This is a genomic window from Mycobacterium saskatchewanense, assembly GCF_010729105.1.
Taxonomy (GTDB): domain Bacteria; phylum Actinomycetota; class Actinomycetes; order Mycobacteriales; family Mycobacteriaceae; genus Mycobacterium; species Mycobacterium saskatchewanense.
The window spans coordinates 3,563,735-3,583,799 of record NZ_AP022573.1 but is presented as its reverse complement, the minus strand read 5'-3'; the positions used below and the strand labels follow the sequence as shown (position 1 = coordinate 3,583,799).

Sequence of the window (20,065 nt, the reverse complement as noted above, 5' to 3'; positions counted from 1 at the left end):
GGCCTAACTGCCGCTCTCGCGGATCGGGTTCAGGAGCGCATCTAACCGCCGCTTCGTTGTTTGGCTGCGGGATTTCAACGCGGGCGCCAGCGATACCAGATGGTGTCTTCTCCAGCCCGAGCTCCTCGGGTGAGGAGCCATCCCCATTTGCCGTCCGTGCCGCGTTACGCGGCGTTAACCCGCTCTAACCCACCCCGAAACAGGTCTACGGCAGAGTTTCTATGTCGTATTGAAATACGCCAGCCCCCGCCGCCCAAGGAGCATCGTGACCGCCATAGATCTCGTCGCCGAAAACGCCGACAGAGCCCATCGGGAAGTTGATGCCGCCGTGCTGATTCCGGAGCTACACAGCCGGGGGGTGCGATACGCGGTCATCAGCTATGTCGACGTACACGGCAAATCGAAGTCGAAGGTGGTGCCGGTGCACCACCTTCACGACGCGGCCGACGGCAGCGAGCTGTTCACCGGGGCCGCGCTCGACGGTGTCCCGCAGGCGGTCGACGACGAGGAGGTCGCCGCTATCCCGGACCTGACGCGCTACTTCATCCTGCCGACCCGTCCCGAGCTGGCATGGTTCCCCAGCACCCTGCACTACAAGGGCGATGTGTTCGAGGCGTGCAGCCGCGGGATCCTTCAGCGCATGACCGCGAGGGGCGCGGAGCTCGGTTACACCTTCAACCTGGGTGTCGAGACCGAGTTCTTCTTGTTGCGCCGCGGCGAGCGCGGTGAACTGCTGCCCTTGTCGATCGCCGACAACCTCGACAAGCCCTGCTACGACACCCGTTCGCTGTTAAGGAATTTCGGGATCATCGATGAGATCGTCCGGGCGATGGATGAGGCAGGATTCGGCGTCTACTCCTTCGATCACGAGGACGGCAACGGCCAGTTCGAGACCGACTTCGGTTATGCCGATGCGGTCACCACCGCCGACCGCATCACCTATTTCCGGCTCATGGTGACCGAACTCGCGCACAAGTACGACGTGATCGCCACCTTCATGCCCAAGCCGATCCCCTCGCAGACCGGCAGCGCCGGGCACATGAACATGTCGCTCGCGGACGCCGGCGGCCGAAATCTCTTCGCCAGCGATGACGACCCCAAGGGCCTCGGCCTCAGTGAGCTCGGCTACCGGTTCATCGCCGGTGTTCTCAAGCACGCCCCGGCGATTTGCGCCGTCGTCGCGCCCACGGTCAACAGCTACAAACGCCTGCAGCGACGCTCGTCGAACTCCGGCTTCACCTGGGCGCCGATCCTGGCCTGTTACGGCGGGAACAACCGCACCAACATGCTGAGGATCCCGCTCGCCGGCGGACGCGTGGAATGCCGTGCCGCGGACTCGTCGAACAACACTTACCTGGCGGCGGCGCTGATGCTCGCCGCGGGCCTGGAGGGCATTCAGGGGGCAGCCGACCCGGGCGCACCGAACCTCGACAACGCGTATCTCCTCGGTGACGAGGTACTCGCTGCACGCGGCATCTCGCCGCTGCCCGACAGCCTCGGCTCGGCCCTGGACGGATTCGAGGCCGACCCCTTGGCACTGGACGTCTTCGGGCCCGCGATGCACAAGGCGTTCCTCGAGGTGAAGCGTGCCGAGTGGGATGCTTACAACGCCCATGTGAGCGATTGGGAACTTGAGCGCTACCTCGAGTTCTTCTGACCGCGACCGTCCTTCAGTCGAGCCGGGGTTACCCTTCGGGCGCCACATCCAGGGCGATGGCCGAGGCGGCCGCTCGCACCTGCGCCAGCGCGCCGCGGTCCACCAAAAGCGATGCGAGCGTCGTCGTCGCGCTCTGGTGCGCCACCTTCTCGTCGTCGAGGTCAGCAATGGGCAGCGGAAGCCCGCGGTCGGCGGCCGAGCCTTGGCGATAGCGGTGCAGCTTCTGCAGACCCTCGTTGAGGCTCAGCGCCGCCGCGCCGGCGATCCTGGGGTCCTCGACGCTGAACTGCCCCGACTCCACGCCCTGCTCGATGAACTCCACGATGCCGTCGAACAGCGCGTGGTAGTCCGTCCAGAATTCGCTGAACTCCTCCGGCCGCTGATACGCCACGTTCTCGACTTGGTGGTAGTCCAGCGGGGCGAGGTTACAGATGTGCTTGGTGTCCTCGTACAACAGCCGATACAGCTTCTCCGCCGGCGTCGCGTCGCAGTCGCGAAGAAGCGTCACCACCGTGGCGGAGAACCGATTGATCGAGGCAGTTGCATAGAGCAACTCTTCTTTGTTCCGGAAGTAGTAGTAAACCGACGGCTGACGCAACCCAGCGGCTTCGGCCACGCTCGTCATCGTGGTGTTGACGAAACCCTTCTCGGCAAAGAGGCGGGTCGCCGCCCTGATGATCTCCTCGCGAGGACTCGCCGGCCGGCTGCCATCGGCGCGAGGTCGTCCGATGGCTGCATCGGCAGCGTGGCCGCGCTGTCGCACGTGGTACTCCTCAGGGGCACGGGGGTTGCCGGAACGCCTCCAATCTATCGGTCAGCGAAACGCGGCGGACCGGAGAATCCGAAGGCCGCGCCGTGCCCACTCTGAACATTCCCCGGGTTCCGGTCGGCCTCGGCGGCCGGTCGGCCGACGTCGAGCTCGTCTACGAGACGCATGGCAGCCTGCACGACGACGGCGCCAACTGCATCCTGCTTCCGACGTACTACACCGGGACGCACGACAGCTACCGCCCGTGGATCGGCCCTGGCCTGCCGTTCGACCCGGACCGCTGGTTCGTCGTCGTCCCGAACCTGATCGGCAATGGGCTGTCCCGCATCCGCGACAGCGAGACCGGTCGGGCCTGGGACCCCGTCGCGGATCCGCCGGTGCGCGTGGTCGACAACGTCGCAGTCCAACGAATCCTGCTCGGGCACCTAGGCATACGGAAGCTCGCGTTGGTCGCCGGGTGGTCGATGGGTGGTCTGCAGGCCTATCAGTGGGCGGTCTCCTACCCGGACCTCGTCGAGGCATTCCTGCCCATCTGCGCGAGCGCGCAATGCTGGCCACTCAATTTCGTCTTCTTGGAGGGGCTTGTTCCCCATCTCATCCGGGCGCTGCGGCGGCCGGCGGACGCGTCGTCTGCCCTGGCCGACTTCGGCCGCGCCTATGCCGCGTGGGCCTTCTCGGCGGCCTACTACGGCGACGAACTGTGGCGCGCGGACTCGTTCCACGGGCTCGATGACATATTGGACCGATGGGCCGAAGACCACATCGCCTGGAACCCCGCTGACCTGCTGACAATGCTGCGTACCTGGCAGTCCGCCAACCCAAGGCAGCCCGGCCTGACCATTCAGGACAGCCTGGCCGCCATCACAGCGCGCGCCGTGGTGATGCCCTGCACCACCGACATGTACTTCACCCTCGCCGAGAACGAGAAAGAGGTCTCCTGGATGCCCCGGGCGGAACTACGACCGATTTCCTCGGCCTACGGTCACATCGCCGGGCGGCCAGGGCATTTGCCCAAGGTCACCGTGCACATCCGGCAGGCGGCGCACGACCTGCTCACCCCCTGACACGCCCGCGGGAGCGCCAAGGGGGAGCAGGCCGCTTCCGGCGGGACCGCGCCCGGCCGGATCAGGCGGTCGCCGCCTCCATGCCCGCGGTCTCTGGTAGATAAGGCATGGCCTGCTTCGCCCCCTCACGCTGCTCGTTGCGCCTATGGATGAGAAAGCCCGCCACCAGCGTGAGTCCGATGAACAGAACGGCGCTCCACTTCAGCCACCATGTGTGGCCCGTCGTGTCATACACGGCCGAGCGCGGCCAGAGCAGGTTGACGGCCATGACGACCTGATAGACCACCGCGAGGCCATTGACGACGATGCCCCACCGGCCGAGGGCGAACAGCGGATTGCCGTGCTCGTCCACCCCATCCAGGACCAGGTCGTCGCGGCGGTGGCGGATCCGTTCGATCAGCAGCGGCACCGTAACGCCAAGGTAGGCCAGGTACAGCATGCCGATACACAGGCTCGCCAGCGCCGTGAAGATTGCGCTCTGCTTGATATTTATCAGCAGCACGATCGCCGCGCCGATGCCGACCACGAACGTCGAAACGAACGGAGCCCCATTGGTTTTCGACACCTTGGACAAGAATCCCGGGAAAGGGAGGGATCGTTCGCGGGCCATCGAATAGATCATGCGGCTACCCGCCGTCTGAATCGCCAATGTGCAGGCGAAGACCGCGATGGCCACGTCAGCCAAGACGATCCTGCCCGCGGTCGGGCCGAAGACGTCACTCAGCACGGCCGGCAGGCCGATGCTGGACAGGGTGCCGTCAGTCAGGCTCGGCGCGGCCAGGATCCCGCCGAGCAGCAACAGCATGCCGAGCACTCCCGAGACGATCAGCGAGCGGGTGATCGTGCGCGGCGTCGTTCGCCGAGGCGCGTGCGTCTCCTCGGAAAGCTCTCCCGCGGAATCGAATCCGACCATGACGTAGGCCGCCATCAGCGCCGAGGCCGCCCACGCAAACACCTGGTTGGAGTGCGCCGGCGTGGTCGCGCCCGTGGCGTGCATGACAGTTCCCAGTCCCCGCTTGACGTGGGTGAACAGCATGACCAGCACGACCGCCACGCCGATCAACTCCAGCACGACGCCGGCGGTGTTGATGGCCGACATCAGACGCACGCTGAGGGCGTTGATCACGGTGGTGATTCCCAGCAGGATGATGCCCAGGACGACGGCGTTGGCGGCTCCCGTCGGGGAGGTCGGGGAGCTGTCCGCATCCGGGCCGCCCATGAACTGGAAGCCGGTCCAGATCTGGGGAAGGATCGCCTGCAAGGCGATGGCGGCCGCCGCGGTGGTCAGGATCTCGGCCACGACCATGACCCAGCCGGTGAACCATCCGAACGTCGGGCCGGCCAGCCGACTCGACCACTGATAAATCGCCCCGGAGATCGGGAAGCGGGCGGCCAGGGTGGCGAAGTTATACGCGACCAGCAGTTGGCCTATGAACACCACCGGCCAGGTCCAGAAGAACGCCGCCCCGCCGAAGCCAAAGCCGATGAAGAAGAACTGGTCGACCGTGGTCAGGATGGACACGAACGAGAAACCGGCCGCGAAGGACGCGAAAGTCCCCACGCCACGGTGCAATTCCAGGCGGTAATGCCCGAGATGCATCCCGTGTGACGCCGGTGAATCGCGGCGCGCGTCCGGCGCGATGGAAGGTCCCGCATCGGCAGACATCTTCAATGCTCCTTTGACTCACACGGCACCATCGGTGCATCGAAGCGCCGCATATCAATAGATCATCGAAAGTCTCGACTGAAGGAATTTCTATAGGGTATTGACGGCGTTACGCCGGCGTAACGGCCTACGCGCGACGTCCTGACCGTCGCGGAGGCTTCCGACAAGGGTCGCGCTGCAGGTCGGCCACGACGGTCGGGCTGGCCCGAGGCGAACAGGTCGACGATGGCGGCATGATCGCGGTCGAGTACAACAAGGGCTCGTATTTCGATAGGGCGATCCGACGGCTTCCGAAGACGACGACGCCCGGATGGGCAATACGTAGCCGAGGTCGCCGCTGCACACCAACGCACCAAACTTGCTGTGACGACATCACCGATTCGGTCACGTCTGACATCGTCCGGTGGGTGCAGTCCTAACTCGCCGATGCCGCCGCGAAATGCGTTCGATGAGTTGTTAGTTGGACAGCGCTCACCGCACGAGGAACACAACAAGCAGCAGGCTGATCAACAGCCAATTATTCACCGCGTGCGCAGCGGCGGACGTTGCCACCGCGCGGCACATCACCTCGTCGACGCGGTCGCGACTAGCTGATATGTGGCCCTGCAGATTGTCGGACCATTCGTTGCGCCGTCTCTCGTTCTCCGCTCGCACGCGTCCTCGTTCTGTGCGGTGGGCTGCCCAGGCATCGGGGTCGTCCCCCACGTTGGCGGGAAGCGCAGGGTAGGGCAGGCGCTCGTAGCGCGGGATCTCTTCCGCTGCTTGCAGTTCGGGGCCCAGGCGACGAATGGCGCGCAAGTAGACCGTCAGGAAGTACAGCCCGCTGACTGTCAGCGCCAAGCAAGCCGCGATCGGAATACCTGACCAAAAGTGAACCAGCCCGAAAGCCACTTGTCTCCGCAATCTCCGGCGGACGCCTTGCCGCTCAGCTCTGGCGCGGAACATCACCTCTTCGGCATGCGCCAACCACGGAACTATTACGGCCACCAGGATGGGCAGGGCAATCGCGACCAGTCTCCATATCAAGCCGGTCTGGCCAGTCTGCCCGAGATTGACATTGCCGCCGTTCCCGAGCAGATGCCACCAGCCCCACCGAAGCCACGGAAATGCGTTGAGTAGCGAGAAATAAACAGCGACCACAACCGAAAGCTGACCTATTGCCGCGGGGATCATCCACCAGCGCATCGCCATGACTGTTCGTCGATATTCTTCGCGCAGGCGACCATGACGGATGACACCCGTCAGCGTCCATACCAGACTGGCTGCAACCACCCCCAAAACGACGGCCGTCAGGATGGTCGCCAACTTTCCGTGGAGCGTCGTCACACTCACATCGTGGCAATTTTGGCCGGCCTCGCCCAGTCAGTCCGCTGATGCACCATGCCGTACATAAGGGGCGGGATTCAGTCCTGCACCAGATCGATCTGCGGCACGTCACCTGAGTGATGAGCTTCGCGACACGCCCCTGCAACTCCTTTGCGATCCGGGCCCGACCCCGGTGGATCAGATGCGCTTCAACGATCATGGGGATCTGCGCGACAAAGTCCCCGATTCCGTAAAAGTCTCACCCGGCGCCGGGTGTCCCCGCCAAACACAAAGGTCACGATCCATTTCTGGCTCGTGACCTTTGCGCCTGGAGTTCGTAGAACTCCTCAAAGTGGGCGAAGGGGGACTTGAACCCCCACGTCCCGAAGGACACTGGCACCTGAAGCCAGCGCGTCTGCCATTCCGCCACTCGCCCGGGGAAACGACCGAAGGACCATATCACTGTAATGGTTCCGCGCCCCAATCGCTCCAAGGGGGCCAGGGCCGGCCGGACGAGGCCCCGCAACCGTGTGAGCTGGGCAGATTCGATTCTCAGAATTCCCGAGGTGCCGCTGGCTCGCGGTGTCCCGATACCATACTCAGGTGATACGACACGCCGTCCACCGTTTGCCTTACGCGGGCGAGACGGCGCGTACGTGCGGGCGAGCACGCACAGATGAGTAGCCAGCGGGGGATCGCCGCGCGTATCGAGCGCAGGCTCGAGGCGACCGTCGACAACGCGTTTGCCCGAGTGTTCGGCGGCTCGGTCGTCCCGCAAGAGATCGAAGCCCTGTTGCGCCGGGAAGCCGAGACGGGCGTCCGCTCCCTGGGGAATCGCCTTTTGGCCCCCAACGAATACATCATTACCCTCGGTATGCACGACTTCGAGAAGGTGGGCGCCGACCCGGATCTCACGTCGGGCACTTTCGCTAGGTACTTGGTTCACTACATCCGGGAACAGGGGTGGCAAACGTATGGTGAGGTGGTTGTCCGGTTCGAGCAGTCGTCGAACCTGCATACCGGCCAGTACCGCGCGCGTGGTGCTGTCAACCCCGATGTCCAGCCCCGCCCGTCGGCTGACGATTCCGTCCGGCCACAATCAATTCATGCGTTCGGCGCAGAACGAGGAGTAGCAATGACCGATAATCCGAGCTACCGCGGGGGCCCGGGGGCGGGACGGCCCGGCGACGAGTACTACGACGACCGCTACGGGCGCCCCCAGGACGACGCGCGCGGCGGCCAGGAGGCACCTGGCGGACCCGACCCGCGGGGTGGATATCCGCCCGAGCAGGGCGGCTACCCGCCGCAGCAGGGCTACCCGCCGCCTCGCCACCCCGAGCAGGGTGGTTACCCGGCCCCGGGCGGCGGCTACCCCGAAGGTGGTTACGCGGAGCACCAGGGCGGCTACCCGGGCCAGGGCGGCTACCAGGATCAGCGCGGCTACCAGGAGCCGGGCGCCTATCCCGAGCAGCGCGGCTACCAAGAGGAGCCCGGCGGCTACCCGGGTCAGGGCGGCGGTTACCAAGAGCAGCGCGGCTACCAGGAGCAGCAGGCCCCCGGCGGCTACCCGCCGCCGTCGTACGAGCAGCGTCCGCCGGGGCCGGCCGGCTACGGCGGTCAAGGCGGGCAGGGCTATGACCAGGGCTACCGCCCGGGCGGCGGCTACGGCCCGCCCGCGGCCGCTCAGCCCGCCCCGCAGGGCTACGGCGGATACGGCGACTACGGCCGCGGTCCCGCCCGCCCGGACGAGGCCGGCTACGCACCGCCGGAACAGCGCCCGGCGTACCCCGAGCAAGGCGGCGCGTACGAGCAGGGCTACCAGCAGGGCGGCGAATACGGCCGTCAGGAGTACGGCCAGGGCGACTACACCCAGTACGCCGAACCTGTCCCGGGCGGCTACGGCGCCCCGGGCGGCGGGTACCCCGAGCCGCCCAACCGCGACTACGAATACGGCCAGCCCGCGGATTACGGCCAGCCGGCGGGTGGTTACGGCGGTTACGGCCAGGGCGGGTACGGGTCCGCCGGAACGACCGTCACCCTGCAGCTCGACGACGGTAGCGGCCGCACATACCAGCTGCGCGAAGGCTCCAATATCGTCGGCCGCGGGCAGGACGCCCAGTTCCGGTTGCCCGACACCGGGGTGTCACGGCGTCACCTGGAGATCCGCTGGGACGGGCAGGTCGCGTTGCTCACCGACCTGAACTCGACGAACGGCACCACCGTCAACAACGCTCCGATCCAGGAGTGGCAGCTGGCCGACGGCGACGTGATCCGCTTGGGCCATTCGGAGATCATCGTCCGCATTCACTAAACCCACGGGCTCTTCGCTGCCGTGCTTCGCCCCGTGTCCACCGGCGTCAAAGTATCGTGACGTTGCTGATGTGCTCGGTGTCACGGGCGCCAGAGTGCAATGCCAGGACGGAAAGGACGCCGGATGCAGGGACTAGTGCTGCAGCTGACGCGTGCCGGATTTTTAATGTTGCTATGGGTTTTCATCTGGTCGGTGCTGCGGATCTTGCGGACGGACATCTATGCGCCCACCGGGGCAGTCATGGTGCGCCGCGGCCTGACATTGCGCAGCACGCTGCTGCCCTCGCGCCAACGCCGGCACGCGGCCCGCTATCTCGTGGTGACCGAGGGATCGTTGGCCGGCGCGCGCATCACGCTGAGCGGGCAGCCGGTGCTGATCGGGCGGGCTGACGACTCGACCCTGGTGCTGACCGACGACTACGCCTCGACGCGCCACGCCCGACTGTCTCAGCGCGGGTTGGAATGGTACGTCGAGGATCTAGGATCGACCAACGGCACTTACCTCGACAGGGCGAAGGTGACCACGGCGGTACGGGTTCCGATAGGCACGCCGATTCGGATCGGCAAAACGGCGATCGAGCTGCGCCCGTGACCCTGGTCTTGCGATATGCCGCTCGCAGCGACCGCGGGCTGGTGCGCTCCAACAACGAAGACTCTGTGTATGCCGGCGCCCGCCTCCTCGCACTGGCCGACGGCATGGGCGGCCACGCCGCCGGCGAGGTGGCCTCCCAATTGGTGATCGCCGCGCTGGCGCACCTCGACGACGACGAGCCCGGTGGCGACCTGCTCGCGAAGCTCGACTCCGCGGTGCGGTCCGGCAACGCAGCCATCGCCGCGCAGGTGGAGGCGGAGCCCGAACTCGAGGGCATGGGCACCACGCTGACGGCGATCCTGTTTGCGGGGGACCGGATTGGGTTGGTGCACATCGGCGACTCCCGCGGCTATCTGCTGCGCGACGGCGAGCTGACCCAGATCACCAAGGACGACACCTTCGTCCAAACACTGGTCGACGAAGGACGGATCACCCGGGAAGAGGCACACAGCCACCCCCAGCGGTCGCTGATCATGCGCGCGCTGACCGGTCACGAGGTCGAGCCGACCCTGACCATGCGGGAGGCCCGAGCGGGTGACCGCTACCTGCTCTGCTCGGACGGCCTGTCCGACCCGGTGAGCGACGAGACCATCCTCGAGGCCCTCCAGATCCCGGACGTCGCGGAGGCGGCCTACCGCCTCATCGAATTGGCGCTGCGCGGGGGCGGACCGGACAACGTGACCGTCGTGGTCGCCGACGTCGTCGACTACGACTACGGCCAGACCCAACCGATCCTGGCCGGAGCCGTGTCGGGCGAGGACGATCAGCTGACGCTGCCCAACACGTCGGCCGGGCGCGCGTCGGCGATCCGGCCCCGCGAAGAGGTCGCCAAACGCGTTCCGCCACAAGCCGAAACGCCGAGTCACCCGCGGTGGTCGCGGCGGCAGATGGCGATCGTGGTCACGCTCGTGGTCCTGCTGGTGCTGGCGGGAGTGGCCATTGGCCGGGCGATCGTGCGCAGCAACTATTACGTCGCCGAATACAACGGCATGGTCTCGATCCTGCGCGGCATCCAGGGCTCGCTGCTCGGGATGTCCTTGCACGATCCTTATCTGGTGGGCTGCCTCAACCCCGGCAACCAGCTGTCGACCATCAGCTACAAGGACACCGGGGCGCCCCTCAATTGCCGTCTGATGCGACTGGAGGACCTCCGACCCGCGGCGCGGGCCCAGGTACAGGCCGGGCTGCCCACCGGAAGCCTCGAGGACGCGATCAGGCAGCTGCATGAGCTCGCGGGCAGCAGCCTGCTGCCGCCCTGCCCGCCGCCTCGCGCGACATCGCCGCCCAGCCCGCCCACCCCGGTCACCACCGGCGAGAAACCCGAGCCGAGCGTCACCACACCATCGTCCTCCGCAAATCCTCCTGCAGGCCCTCCCACCGCTCCCTCTCCCAGCGGAACCCCCTCCACCGCCAATGTGCCTGGCGCCCCGGGATCCCCCACCTCGACGACGACCTCCCCCTCGGTGCCCGGGCTGGCGCCCGCTGTGCCCCAGCCGGGCGTCGACTGCCGAGCGGTGGCATGACCACGCAGGTTCAGCCGCCGGTAGCGGTCACGCCACCCCTGCCGACTCGGCGCAATGCCGAACTGCTATTGCTGTGCTTCGCCGCTCTGATCACCGTCGCAGCGCTGCTGATCGTGGAGGCCAACCAGGAACGTGACCTGCGCTGGAATCTGCCCAGCTACGGCCTGCTCTTCCTGGCCGCGTTCGCGGGCGCGCACCTGGTCATCCGGCGCTTCGCCCCTTACACCGACCCGCTGCTGCTGCCAATTGTGGCTCTGCTCAACGGACTTGGGTTGGTGATGATCCACCGGCTCGACCTCGTCACGAACCGCCTGAGCGGCCACCATCACCCCAGTGCGACGCAGCAGATGCTGTGGACCCTGGTCGGGGTCGCGGCATTCGCGCTCGTGGTCACGCTTCTCAAAGACCACCGACAACTGGCGCGCTACGGCTACATCTGCGGCGTCACCGGGCTGGTGCTACTGGCGATTCCCGCCCTGCTGCCGGCCTCGATCTCCGAGCAGAACGGCGCCAAAATCTGGATCCGGTTGCCGGGCTTCTCAATTCAGCCGGCGGAATTCTCGAAGATCCTGCTCCTGATCTTCTTCTCGGCGGTTCTGATCGCCAAGCGCCGGCTGTTTACCAGCGCCGGCAAACACGTGATGGGCATGACGCTGCCGCGCCCGCGAGACCTCGCGCCCCTGCTGGCGGCGTGGGCGATTTCGGTGGGCGTCATGGCTTTTGAGAAGGACCTCGGGACCTCGCTGCTCCTGTACGCGTCGTTCCTGGTCGTGGTCTACCTCGCCACACAGCGTTTCAGCTGGGTTGTCCTCGGTTTGGTGTTGTTCGCCGCGGGAAGCGTTGTCGCCTACTTCATTTTCGAGCACGTCCGGATCCGCGTGCAGACGTGGTGGGACCCGTTCGCGGATCCCGACGGCACCGGCTACCAGATGGTGCAGTCGCTGTTCAGCTTCGCCACGGGCGGCATCTTCGGGACCGGGCTCGGCAACGGCCAACCGGACACTGTGCCGGCCGCGTCGACCGACTTCATCATCGCCGCGTTCGGTGAGGAGCTCGGACTGGTTGGGCTGGCCAGCATCCTGATGCTCTACACGATCGTCATCGTGCGCGGCATGCGCACGGCGATCGCGACGCGCGACAGCTTCGGCAAGCTGCTGGCCGCGGGGTTGGCTTCGACGCTGGCCATCCAGCTCTTCATCGTGGTCGGCGGGGTGACGCAGCTGATCCCGCTGACCGGCTTGACCACGCCGTGGATGTCCTATGGCGGATCGTCTTTGTTGGCCAACTACGTGCTGCTGGCCATCCTGGTGCGCATCTCGCACAGCGCCCGACGACCGTTACGCACCCGGGCGCGCGAAACGTCGCCGATCGCGGCAGCCAAGACCGAGGTGATCGAGCGGGTATGAACGCCTCCCTCCGCCGAATCTCGGTGACCGTGATGGCGTTGATCGTGCTGCTACTGCTAAACGCCACGATGACGCAGGTGTTCGCAGCCGACGGGCTGCGCGCCGACCCGCGCAACCAACGGGTGCTGCTCGACGAGTATTCGCGTCAGCGCGGCCAGATCATCGCGGGCGGTCAGCTGCTGGCCTACTCGGTCGCGACCGACAACCGCTTCCGGTTCCTGCGGGTCTATCCCAACCCCGCCGTGTACGCCCCTGTCACCGGCTTCTATTCCCTGCGCTACTCCAGTTCCGGTCTCGAGCGGGCCGAGGACCCACTGCTGAACGGCTCCGACGAGCGGCTGTTCGGGCGCAGATTGGCCGACTTCTTCACCGGCCGCGACCCGCGTGGCGGCAATGTCGACACCACAATCAAGCCGCGTGTGCAGCAGGCCGCCTGGGACGCCATGCAGCAGGGTTGCGGCGGACCGCCCTGCAAGGGCGCCGTCGTCGCCCTCGAGCCGTCCACCGGCAAGATCCTCGCGATGATCTCCTCGCCGTCCTATGACCCCAACCTGCTCTCCTCACACGACCCCGAGGTGCAGGCGCAGGCGTGGCAGCGGCTTCGCGACGACCCGGACAATCCGATGACCAACCGCGCCATCTCGGAGACCTATCCGCCGGGGTCGACGTTCAAGGTGATCACCACCGCGGCGGCCCTGCAGGCCGGCGCCACCGACACCGAGCAGCTGACCGCCGCCGCGTCGATCCCGCTGCCCAACAGCACCGCCACGCTCGAGAACTACGGCGGCACGACATGCGGCAACGACCTGACCGTGTCGCTCAAGCAAGCGTTCGCCCTGTCGTGCAACACCGCCTTCGTCCAGCTCGGACTGCTCACCGGGTCCGACGCGTTGCGCAACATGGCGCACTCGTTCGGCCTCGACAGCACGCCCAGCGTGATTCCGCTCCAGGTCGCCGAATCGACCGTCGGCATCATCCCCGACGCCGCCGCCCTCGGGATGTCGAGCATCGGCCAGAAGGACGTCGCCCTCACCCCGCTGCAGAACGCCCAGATCGCCGCGACTATCGCCAACGGCGGGGTGATGATGCAGCCCTACCTCGTGGACAGCCTCAAGGGCCCAGACCTGGCAAATATCAGCACGACCGCCCCGTATCAGCAGCGCCGCGCGGTGTCGCCGCAGGTCGCCGCTAAGCTAACAGAGCTGATGGTCGGCGCCGAGAAGGTCGCGCAGCAGAAAGGGGCCATTCCCGGCGTGCAGATCGCATCCAAGACCGGTACCGCAGAGCATGGCACCGATCCGCGTAACACTCCGCCGCACGCGTGGTACATCGCGTTCGCGCCCGCCAGCGCGCCGAAGGTTGCGGTGGCCGTGCTGGTGGAAAACGGGGGAGACCGCCTGTCCGCGACGGGCGGGGCGCTCGCCGCGCCGATCGGACGGGCCGTGATCGAGGCCGCGCTACAGGGAGGACCATGAGCCCGCGAGTTGGTGTGACGCTGTCTGGCAGGTATCGCCTGCAGCGCCTGATCGCCACCGGTGGCATGGGTCAAGTGTGGGAGGCCGTGGACAGCCGGCTGGGCCGGCGCGTCGCGGTCAAGGTGCTCAAGCAAGAGTTCTCGCAGGACCCCGAATTCATCGAGCGGTTCCGCGCCGAGGCGCGCACGACCGCGATGCTCAACCACCCGGGGATCGCCCAAGTCCACGACTACGGCGAGAGTCAGCTGGACGGCGAGGGACGCACCGCCTACCTCGTGATGGAGCTGGTCAACGGCGAGCCGCTGAACTCGGTGCTCAAGCGCACCGGGCGGTTGTCCCTGCGGCACGCCCTGGACATGCTCGAGCAGACCGGACGCGCGCTGCAGATCGCGCACACCGCCGGCCTCGTGCACCGCGACGTCAAGCCGGGCAACATCTTGATCACCCCCACCGGCCAGGTCAAGATCACTGACTTCGGCATCGCCAAGGCCGTCGACGCCGCCCCGGTGACCCAGACGGGCATGGTGATGGGCACCGCACAATACATCGCGCCCGAACAGGCGCTGGGTCACGAGGCCACCCCGGCCAGCGATGTCTATTCGCTGGGAGTCGTTGGGTACGAAGTGGTTTCGGGCCGGCGGCCGTTCACCGGCGACGGCGCCCTGACGGTGGCGATGAAGCACATCAAGGAGCCGCCCCCGCCGTTGCCGGCGGAGCTGCCGCCGAACGTGCGCGAACTCATCGAGATCACGCTGGTGAAGAACCCCGCCATGCGGTACCGCAGCGGCGGCCCCTTCGCCGACGCGGTGGCCGCCGTGCGCGCCGGCCGCCGCCCGCCGCGGCCCAGCCAGTCACCGCCCCCGGGCCGGGCGTCGCCCGCGGCCATCCCGTCCAGCCCGACGACCAGGGCGGCCGCCGTCCCCGGCACGCGTAGCGCGGCGCCGCGCCGGTCTCGGCCATCCACCGGGGGGCACCGCCCACCCCCCGCCCGACGCACCTTCTCGTCGGGCCAGCGGGCGCTGCTGTGGGCCGCCGGGGTGCTGGGAGCGCTGGCGATCATCATCGCCGTCCTCATCGTCATCAACTCGCGTGCCGACCAGCAACCGCAGCCCCCGACGGTCACCGACACGGGCGGCCCGCCGGCCTCGGCGCCACCCCCGACGAGCCGGACGCCAGCCGGTTCGGCGCCCGGCCTGCGGCTGAATTGGACGGATCGACCGGCGATAAGGAATTCTGGAATCCCACGCGGGCCTTCCCAACTCGGCCCGAAAAACAGCTGGACCGTCGATCCGGTATGGGCCGTCCACGGGACGACCCGCACGTCGCCGGCCCGACACGAGACACCGCGATGACCACCCCTCAGCACCTGTCCGACCGTTACGAACTGGGCGAAATCCTCGGCTTCGGGGGTATGTCCGAGGTTCATCTGGCCCGCGACGTCCGCTTGCACCGGGACGTCGCGGTCAAGGTGCTGCGCGCGGACCTGGCCCGCGACCCGAGCTTCTACCTGCGCTTCCGGCGCGAGGCGCAAAACGCCGCCGCGCTGAATCACCCGTCCATCGTGGCGGTATACGACACCGGCGAGGCGGAAACCCCCGCCGGGCCGCTGCCCTACATCGTGATGGAGTACGTCGACGGCGTCACCCTGCGCGACATCGTGCACACCGAGGGCCCGATGCCGCCCCGGCGGGCCATCGAGATCATCGCCGACGCTTGCCAGGCATTGAACTTCAGCCACCAGAACGGCATCATCCACCGCGACGTCAAGCCGGCCAACATCATGATCAGCAGCACCAATGCGGTCAAGGTGATGGACTTCGGCATCGCTCGGGCGATCGCCGACAGTGGGAACAGCGTCACCCAGACCGCGGCCGTGATCGGCACCGCCCAGTACCTGTCGCCCGAGCAGGCCCGCGGTGATTCCGTCGACGCCCGCTCCGACGTCTACTCGCTGGGCTGCGTGCTCTACGAAATCCTCACGGGCGAACCGCCCTTCACCGGGGATTCGCCGGTGGCCGTCGCCTATCAGCATGTCCGCGAAGACCCGGTGCCACCGTCCAAGCGGCATCCCGGCATTTCCGCGGACCTCGATGCCGTCGTCCTCAAGGCGCTGGCCAAGAATCCGGACAACCGCTACCAAACGGCGGCGGAGATGCGTGCCGACCTCGTGCGGGTGCACAACGGCGAGGCGCCCGAGGCACCGAAGGTGCTGACCGACGCCGAGCGGACCTCGCTGCTTGCCTCCGGGCCGGGGCATGTCGGCCCGCGCACCGACCCGTTGCCCCGCCAGGTCCTGAGCAGCACCGACCAGGATCGGGCCGGGGGTTCGGTCGGACGCTGGGTCGGTGTTGTCGCCGTGCTGGCGGTGCTGACGATCGTGGTCGTCATCGGGTTCAACACGTTCGGCGGCAGCACCCGGGACCTTCAGGTGCCAGACATGCGGGGTCAGGTCTCCGCCGACGCAATCGCCGCCCTGCAGAACCGGGGCTTCAAGACCCGCACGCTGCAGAAGCCCGACTCCACGATCCCTCCGGACCACGTCATCAGCACCGACCCCGCCGCCAATTCGTCGGTGAGCGCGGGCGACGAGATCACCATCAACGTCTCTACCGGACCCGAGCAGCGCGAGGTGCCCGACGTGTCGTCACTGAGTTACAGCGACGCGGTCAACAAGCTCAAGGCGGCCGGATTCAGCAAGTTCAAACAGGCGACCTCGCCGTCAACCCCGGAGTCGCTGGGCAAGGTGATCGGCACCAACCCGCCCGCCAACCAGACCTCGGCGATCACCAACGTGATCACCGTGATCGTCGGCTCCGGGCCGGAGACCAAGCAGGTCCCGGATGTGGCGGGGCAGACCGTCGACGTCGCGCAGAAGAACCTTGGCGTCTACGGCTTCAGCAAGTTCAGTCAGACGTCGGTGGACAGCACCCGGCCCGCCGGCGAGGTGATCGGCACCAACCCGCCCAAGGGGCAGACGGTTCCGGTGGACTCCGTCATCGAGATCCAGGTTTCCAAGGGCAACCAGTTCGTCATGCCCGACCTGACCGGTTCGTTCTGGACCGACGCCGAGCCGCGGTTGCGGGCGCTGGGCTGGACGGGCGTGCTGGACAAGGGCCCCGACGTCGACGCCGGCGGCTCCCAGTCCCACCGCGTGGTGTATCAGAACCCGCCGGCCGGGACCGGATGTAACCGGGACGGCATCATCACGCTGAAGTTCGGTCAGTAGCCGCGGGGTCGGCGGGGTAGTACGGCCGCACCGCGGCGCGGACCTCGTTCTCGAGGCGGCGGATCAGCGTGTCGTCGCGGGCCCACCCGCAGTACGTGAGCCAGTTGGCCAGCATCCGGTGTCCGCCCTCGGTCAGGATCGACTCGGGATGGAACTGGACGCCGTGGATCGGCAGCTCGCAATGGCGCACGCCCATGATGACGCCGCTTCGGGTCCGGGCGGTGACCTCCAGCGCCGGCGGCAGCGACTCCGGGAGGATCGTCAGGGAGTGGTAGCGGGTCGCCGTGAACGGATCCGAAAGCCCTTGCAGCACACCACTATTGGTGTGGAATACGCTGCTGGTCTTGCCGTGTAAGAGCTCGGGCGCGCGGTCGACGGTGGCGCCGAATGCGACGCCGATCGCCTGGTGTCCCAGACACACCCCGAGCAGCGGGGTGCGCTCCGCCGCGCACGCCCGGACCAGGCCGATCGAGGCGCCCGCGCGTTCGGGGGTGCCCGGGCCCGGGCTCAACAGGACGCCGTCGGCTTCCGCGGCCACGGCGCGCTCATCGGCGAGTCGGGGGTCGTCGTTGCGCCAGACGTCGGCCTCGACGCCAAGCTGGCCGAGGTATTGCACCAGGTTGAAGACGAAGCTGTCGTAGTTGTCGACGACCAGAATCCGCATCGTGCCAGGGTACCGCCCGAGCGGGTCGGGTGATCGCGGTCAGTACCCGACCGGCCCCGACGGCTCCGCGTAGTGCGTCCGGACGGGTTCGGTGTGACCGGCGATCTGCAGGTCGGGCTTGACCTCTTCGCGGTAGCCGAGCCCGAACCGGACGACATACTGCTTGTAGAGGACCACCAGGGGGGCGGCGGCCAGGGCGGCCTGCATGGCCGCGGCGTTGCCGATGGCGGTGATCGTGTACGGCGGGCTGTAGGTACGGCCGTTCAGCAGCAGCGTGTTGCCGACGCAGCGAGGTACCGAAGTGGCGATGATCCGCTGGTCCTGCATCTGGATCGCCTCGGCCCCAGCGCTCCACAGCGCGTTCAGGACGGCCTGGATATCTTGCTGATGCACTACCAGGTCGTCGGGAGATGCGTCGCGCGGGAAACGCCCGTTGGCGTCGCGCTGGGCGTCCTCGAGGGTGACCGCGAGACCCGGCCCGTGTACCGGGTCCATACCCGCCTCGCCGGCGAGTTCGGCGGACCGCCGCAGCATCGCCGCCAGTGCGGTGTCCGTCGAGCGGCCGTGCATGGAGTCGATCTTGTTGGCCAGCTCGTTGCGCTGGGCATTGAGCCGGTTCACCGACGACTGCGCCTCACGAACCAGGTCGACGAGCCGGGGGGCGTCGCTGCGGCGGATCTCCGCCCCGCCGGACACGCCGTGCGTGGCGGCGAGCAGCAACCCCGCGAGAACGCAGACCAAGGGGACACCGAAGCGCCATGGTGAGCGGCGGGTGCGGGCCGTATCACTCATCGGCTCTCCATTTCCTGGTCAGGGCGCCAGGTGGGTTAGTCTCGTAGCCAGGTTATTGCGTGCAGCTGTAGTCGTAATCGTTGCACCCCGTCCCGCTGAGCGTGTTGTCGAGGCTTTTCCGAGATATCTCCGAGGTAATCATGCCCAAGTCCAAGGTCCGTAAGAAGAACGATTTCACCGCCGCCACCGTCAGCCGGACGCCGGTGAAAGTGAAGGTCGGGCCGTCGAGCGTGTGGTTCGTCGCGCTGTTCGTCGGCCTGATGTTGATCGGCCTGGTCTGGCTGATGGTCTTTCAATTGGCAGCCGTCGGCACTCAGGCCCCAACGGCCCTGAATTGGATGGCTCAACTCGGACCATGGAACTACGCCATCGCGTTCGCTTTCATGATCACGGGTCTGTTGCTCACGATGCGCTGGCACTGACCGCGGCGCGCGGGGTGATGAATACATTTCGGCGCCGAGCTGTCATTGGCCCAGCAACGTCCCGAGACCGCAATCACACGCGTGTTATTTATCCCCACTGTTGATAGCGCTTGTGGATAACCGCATCGGCAGTGGTGGGAAGGGGTAGGCGGCCCGTGCAGCAAACACAGTGGCAGCCGCGAGCCACGGGAATCGCTGGTTGTGGGGTTGCAGGCCTGGCGATGGCTATCGCCTCTGTGACCGTGGTCACAGACCCCCCGGGGCGCATCCTGGCTGGGATTGCCGCGGTGGGTCTGCTCCTGTTTGCGGGCGGAACGTGGCGCGCGCGCCCGAAGCTGGCAATTACCCCGGATGGCCTCGCGCTGCGCGGGTGGTTCCGGACGCAGGTATTGCGGCGCTCCGACATCAAGATCATCCGCATCACCGAGTTCCGCCGATACGCGCGCAAAGTCCGCCTCCTCGAGTTGGAGACGGTCGGCGGGGGACTGGTGCTGTTCTCCCGCTGGGACCTCGGGACGGACCCGTTGGAGGTGCTCGACGCGCTGACGGCCGCCGGCTACGCGGGACGCAAACGCGCCTGAAGGACGCTCAGGAGATCGTGATCGACTCGATGACGACGGGTTCGGTGGGACGGTCGTTACCGTCGGTCGCCGTCGTCGAAATCGCGTCGACCACCTTCTGCGACTCGGGGTCGGTGACTTCACCGAAGATCGTGTGGCGCCGGTTCAGGTGCGGCGTCTTGCCGACCGTGATGAAGAACTGCGAGCCGTTGGTGCCCGGGCCCGCGTTCGCCATCGCCAGCAGGTACGGCTTGTCGAACTGCAACTCGGGGTGGAATTCGTCGGCGAACTTGTAGCCCGGGCCGCCCCGGCCGGTGCCGGTGGGGTCGCCGCCCTGGATCATGAAGCCCTCGATCACCCGGTGGAAGACCGCCCCGTCGTAGAACGGCCCCGAGGAGCCGCCCGACGCGTTCTGGGTCGAGTACTCCTTCGTGCCCTGAGCCAGGCCAACGAAGTTGGCGACGGTCTTGGGCGCGTGGTTTCCGAACAGGGCGACTTTGATGTCGCCGCGGTTGGTGTGCAGTGTGGCGGTGGCGGTCTGGTTCGGGCTGTTGGTCACGACACGCAAGTCTGCCATCACTCGCGGAGGCCCCCGCATCGGGTGTCGGGCCGGCCGCCTCAGCTACCAAACGCG

Annotated in this window: 17 protein-coding genes and 1 tRNA gene; 11 read left to right on the top strand and 7 right to left on the bottom strand. The window is 67.1% G+C overall.

The window, feature by feature from the left end; genetic code table 11:
- Nucleotides 1–265: 265 nt before the first annotated feature.
- Nucleotides 266–1,657, top strand: coding sequence for a type III glutamate--ammonia ligase (gene glnT / locus G6N56_RS16870; protein WP_324616586.1), 1,392 nt, complete (start codon nucleotides 266–268; stop codon nucleotides 1,655–1,657).
- Between the two features lie 28 nt (nucleotides 1,658–1,685).
- Here glnT and G6N56_RS16865 read toward each other — a convergent pair whose 3' ends face one another.
- A complete protein-coding gene (locus G6N56_RS16865; protein ID WP_158090753.1) occupies nucleotides 1,686–2,420 on the bottom strand; it encodes a TetR/AcrR family transcriptional regulator in 735 nt (244 codons plus the stop codon).
- A gap of 92 nt (nucleotides 2,421–2,512) precedes the next feature.
- Here G6N56_RS16865 and G6N56_RS16860 point away from each other — a divergent pair, with 92 nt between their 5' ends.
- On the top strand, nucleotides 2,513–3,490 hold the full coding sequence (locus G6N56_RS16860; protein ID WP_158090752.1) for an alpha/beta fold hydrolase: 978 nt from the start codon (nucleotides 2,513–2,515) through the stop codon (nucleotides 3,488–3,490).
- 61 nt (nucleotides 3,491–3,551) lie between these two features.
- Here G6N56_RS16860 and G6N56_RS16855 read toward each other — a convergent pair whose 3' ends face one another.
- The 3 genes from G6N56_RS16855 to G6N56_RS16845 form a co-directional block, all read right to left on the bottom strand.
- On the bottom strand, nucleotides 3,552–5,156 hold the full coding sequence (locus G6N56_RS16855) for an amino acid permease (RefSeq protein ID WP_197746631.1): 1,605 nt from the start codon (nucleotides 5,154–5,156) through the stop codon (nucleotides 3,552–3,554).
- Nucleotides 5,157–5,627: 471 nt separating this feature from the next.
- Nucleotides 5,628–6,482 (bottom strand): hypothetical protein, encoded by an 855-nt coding sequence (locus G6N56_RS16850; protein WP_142280755.1) that lies wholly within the window; start codon nucleotides 6,480–6,482, stop codon nucleotides 5,628–5,630.
- 332 nt (nucleotides 6,483–6,814) lie between these two features.
- Nucleotides 6,815–6,897, bottom strand: a tRNA-Leu gene (locus tag G6N56_RS16845).
- A 240-nt stretch (nucleotides 6,898–7,137) separates the two neighbouring features.
- Here G6N56_RS16845 and G6N56_RS16840 point away from each other — a divergent pair.
- The 7 genes from G6N56_RS16840 (at nucleotide 7,138) to pknB (ending at nucleotide 16,993) form a co-directional block, all read left to right on the top strand.
- Nucleotides 7,138–8,772 carry an FHA domain-containing protein gene (locus G6N56_RS16840; protein ID WP_163645134.1) on the top strand — a complete coding sequence of 545 codons (1,635 nt, stop codon included), beginning with the start codon at nucleotides 7,138–7,140 and terminating at the stop codon, nucleotides 8,770–8,772.
- 123 nt (nucleotides 8,773–8,895) lie between these two features.
- Nucleotides 8,896–9,363: an FHA domain-containing protein FhaB/FipA gene (locus G6N56_RS16835; RefSeq protein WP_085257434.1), complete on the top strand. Its 468-nt coding sequence runs from the start codon at nucleotides 8,896–8,898 to the stop codon at nucleotides 9,361–9,363.
- Nucleotides 9,360–10,886, top strand: a complete 1,527-nt coding sequence (locus tag G6N56_RS16830) for a PP2C family protein-serine/threonine phosphatase (protein WP_163645133.1) — start codon at nucleotides 9,360–9,362, stop codon at nucleotides 10,884–10,886. The genes G6N56_RS16835 and G6N56_RS16830 overlap by 4 nt, the downstream gene beginning before the upstream one ends.
- Nucleotides 10,883–12,292 (top strand): FtsW/RodA/SpoVE family cell cycle protein, encoded by a 1,410-nt coding sequence (locus tag G6N56_RS16825; protein ID WP_085254183.1) that lies wholly within the window; start codon nucleotides 10,883–10,885, stop codon nucleotides 12,290–12,292. The genes G6N56_RS16830 and G6N56_RS16825 overlap by 4 nt, the downstream gene beginning before the upstream one ends.
- On the top strand, nucleotides 12,289–13,767 hold the full coding sequence (gene pbpA, locus G6N56_RS16820; RefSeq protein ID WP_085254182.1) for a D,D-transpeptidase PbpA: 1,479 nt from the start codon (nucleotides 12,289–12,291) through the stop codon (nucleotides 13,765–13,767). The genes G6N56_RS16825 and pbpA overlap by 4 nt, the downstream gene beginning before the upstream one ends.
- Nucleotides 13,764–15,119, top strand: coding sequence for a serine/threonine-protein kinase (locus tag G6N56_RS16815; RefSeq protein WP_232069077.1), 1,356 nt, complete (start codon nucleotides 13,764–13,766; stop codon nucleotides 15,117–15,119). Before pbpA ends, G6N56_RS16815 begins: the two co-directional genes overlap by 4 nt.
- A complete protein-coding gene (gene pknB / locus G6N56_RS16810) occupies nucleotides 15,116–16,993 on the top strand; it encodes a Stk1 family PASTA domain-containing Ser/Thr kinase (RefSeq protein WP_085254190.1) in 1,878 nt (625 codons plus the stop codon). Before G6N56_RS16815 ends, pknB begins: the two co-directional genes overlap by 4 nt.
- Here the strand turns inward: pknB and G6N56_RS16805 are convergent.
- Together G6N56_RS16805 and G6N56_RS16800 are read right to left on the bottom strand one after the other, a co-directional pair.
- A complete protein-coding gene (locus G6N56_RS16805; RefSeq protein ID WP_085254181.1) occupies nucleotides 16,971–17,657 on the bottom strand; it encodes an aminodeoxychorismate/anthranilate synthase component II in 687 nt (228 codons plus the stop codon). The genes pknB and G6N56_RS16805 overlap by 23 nt on opposite strands.
- A 39-nt stretch (nucleotides 17,658–17,696) precedes the next feature.
- Nucleotides 17,697–18,449 carry a DUF881 domain-containing protein gene (locus G6N56_RS16800; protein ID WP_085254180.1) on the bottom strand — a complete coding sequence of 251 codons (753 nt, stop codon included), beginning with the start codon at nucleotides 18,447–18,449 and terminating at the stop codon, nucleotides 17,697–17,699.
- Nucleotides 18,450–18,589: 140 nt separating this feature from the next.
- Here G6N56_RS16800 and crgA point away from each other — a divergent pair, with 140 nt between their 5' ends.
- Entirely contained in the window at nucleotides 18,590–18,871 is a 282-nt protein-coding gene (crgA, locus tag G6N56_RS16795) for a cell division protein CrgA (RefSeq protein WP_085254179.1), read from the top strand.
- A 155-nt stretch (nucleotides 18,872–19,026) separates the two neighbouring features.
- Nucleotides 19,027–19,452, top strand: coding sequence for a PH domain-containing protein (locus G6N56_RS16790; protein ID WP_085254178.1), 426 nt, complete (start codon nucleotides 19,027–19,029; stop codon nucleotides 19,450–19,452).
- A 7-nt stretch (nucleotides 19,453–19,459) separates the two neighbouring features.
- Here the strand turns inward: G6N56_RS16790 and G6N56_RS16785 are convergent, their stop codons facing one another.
- Nucleotides 19,460–20,008, bottom strand: a complete 549-nt coding sequence (locus tag G6N56_RS16785; protein WP_085254177.1) for a peptidylprolyl isomerase — start codon at nucleotides 20,006–20,008, stop codon at nucleotides 19,460–19,462.
- Nucleotides 20,009–20,065 lie beyond the last annotated feature (57 nt).

What these genes read in the sequence shown, in the direction of transcription:
- G6N56_RS16815 (WP_232069077.1), top strand. Translation starts at nt 13,764, where the DNA reads ATGAGCCCGCGAGTTGGTGTGACGCTGTCTGGCAGGTATCGCCTGCAG.
- G6N56_RS16785 (WP_085254177.1), bottom strand. Translation starts at nt 20,008, where the DNA reads ATGGCAGACTTGCGTGTCGTGACCAACAGCCCGAACCAGACCGCCACC.
- pbpA (WP_085254182.1), top strand. Translation starts at nt 12,289, where the DNA reads ATGAACGCCTCCCTCCGCCGAATCTCGGTGACCGTGATGGCGTTGATC.
- G6N56_RS16855 (WP_197746631.1), bottom strand. Translation starts at nt 5,156, where the DNA reads ATGTCTGCCGATGCGGGACCTTCCATCGCGCCGGACGCGCGCCGCGAT.
- G6N56_RS16825 (WP_085254183.1), top strand. Translation starts at nt 10,883, where the DNA reads ATGACCACGCAGGTTCAGCCGCCGGTAGCGGTCACGCCACCCCTGCCG.
- crgA (WP_085254179.1), top strand. Translation starts at nt 18,590, where the DNA reads ATGCCCAAGTCCAAGGTCCGTAAGAAGAACGATTTCACCGCCGCCACC.
- G6N56_RS16840 (WP_163645134.1), top strand. Translation starts at nt 7,138, where the DNA reads ATGAGTAGCCAGCGGGGGATCGCCGCGCGTATCGAGCGCAGGCTCGAG.
- G6N56_RS16800 (WP_085254180.1), bottom strand. Translation starts at nt 18,449, where the DNA reads ATGAGTGATACGGCCCGCACCCGCCGCTCACCATGGCGCTTCGGTGTC.
- G6N56_RS16835 (WP_085257434.1), top strand. Translation starts at nt 8,896, where the DNA reads ATGCAGGGACTAGTGCTGCAGCTGACGCGTGCCGGATTTTTAATGTTG.
- pknB (WP_085254190.1), top strand. Translation starts at nt 15,116, where the DNA reads ATGACCACCCCTCAGCACCTGTCCGACCGTTACGAACTGGGCGAAATC.
- G6N56_RS16805 (WP_085254181.1), bottom strand. Translation starts at nt 17,657, where the DNA reads ATGCGGATTCTGGTCGTCGACAACTACGACAGCTTCGTCTTCAACCTG.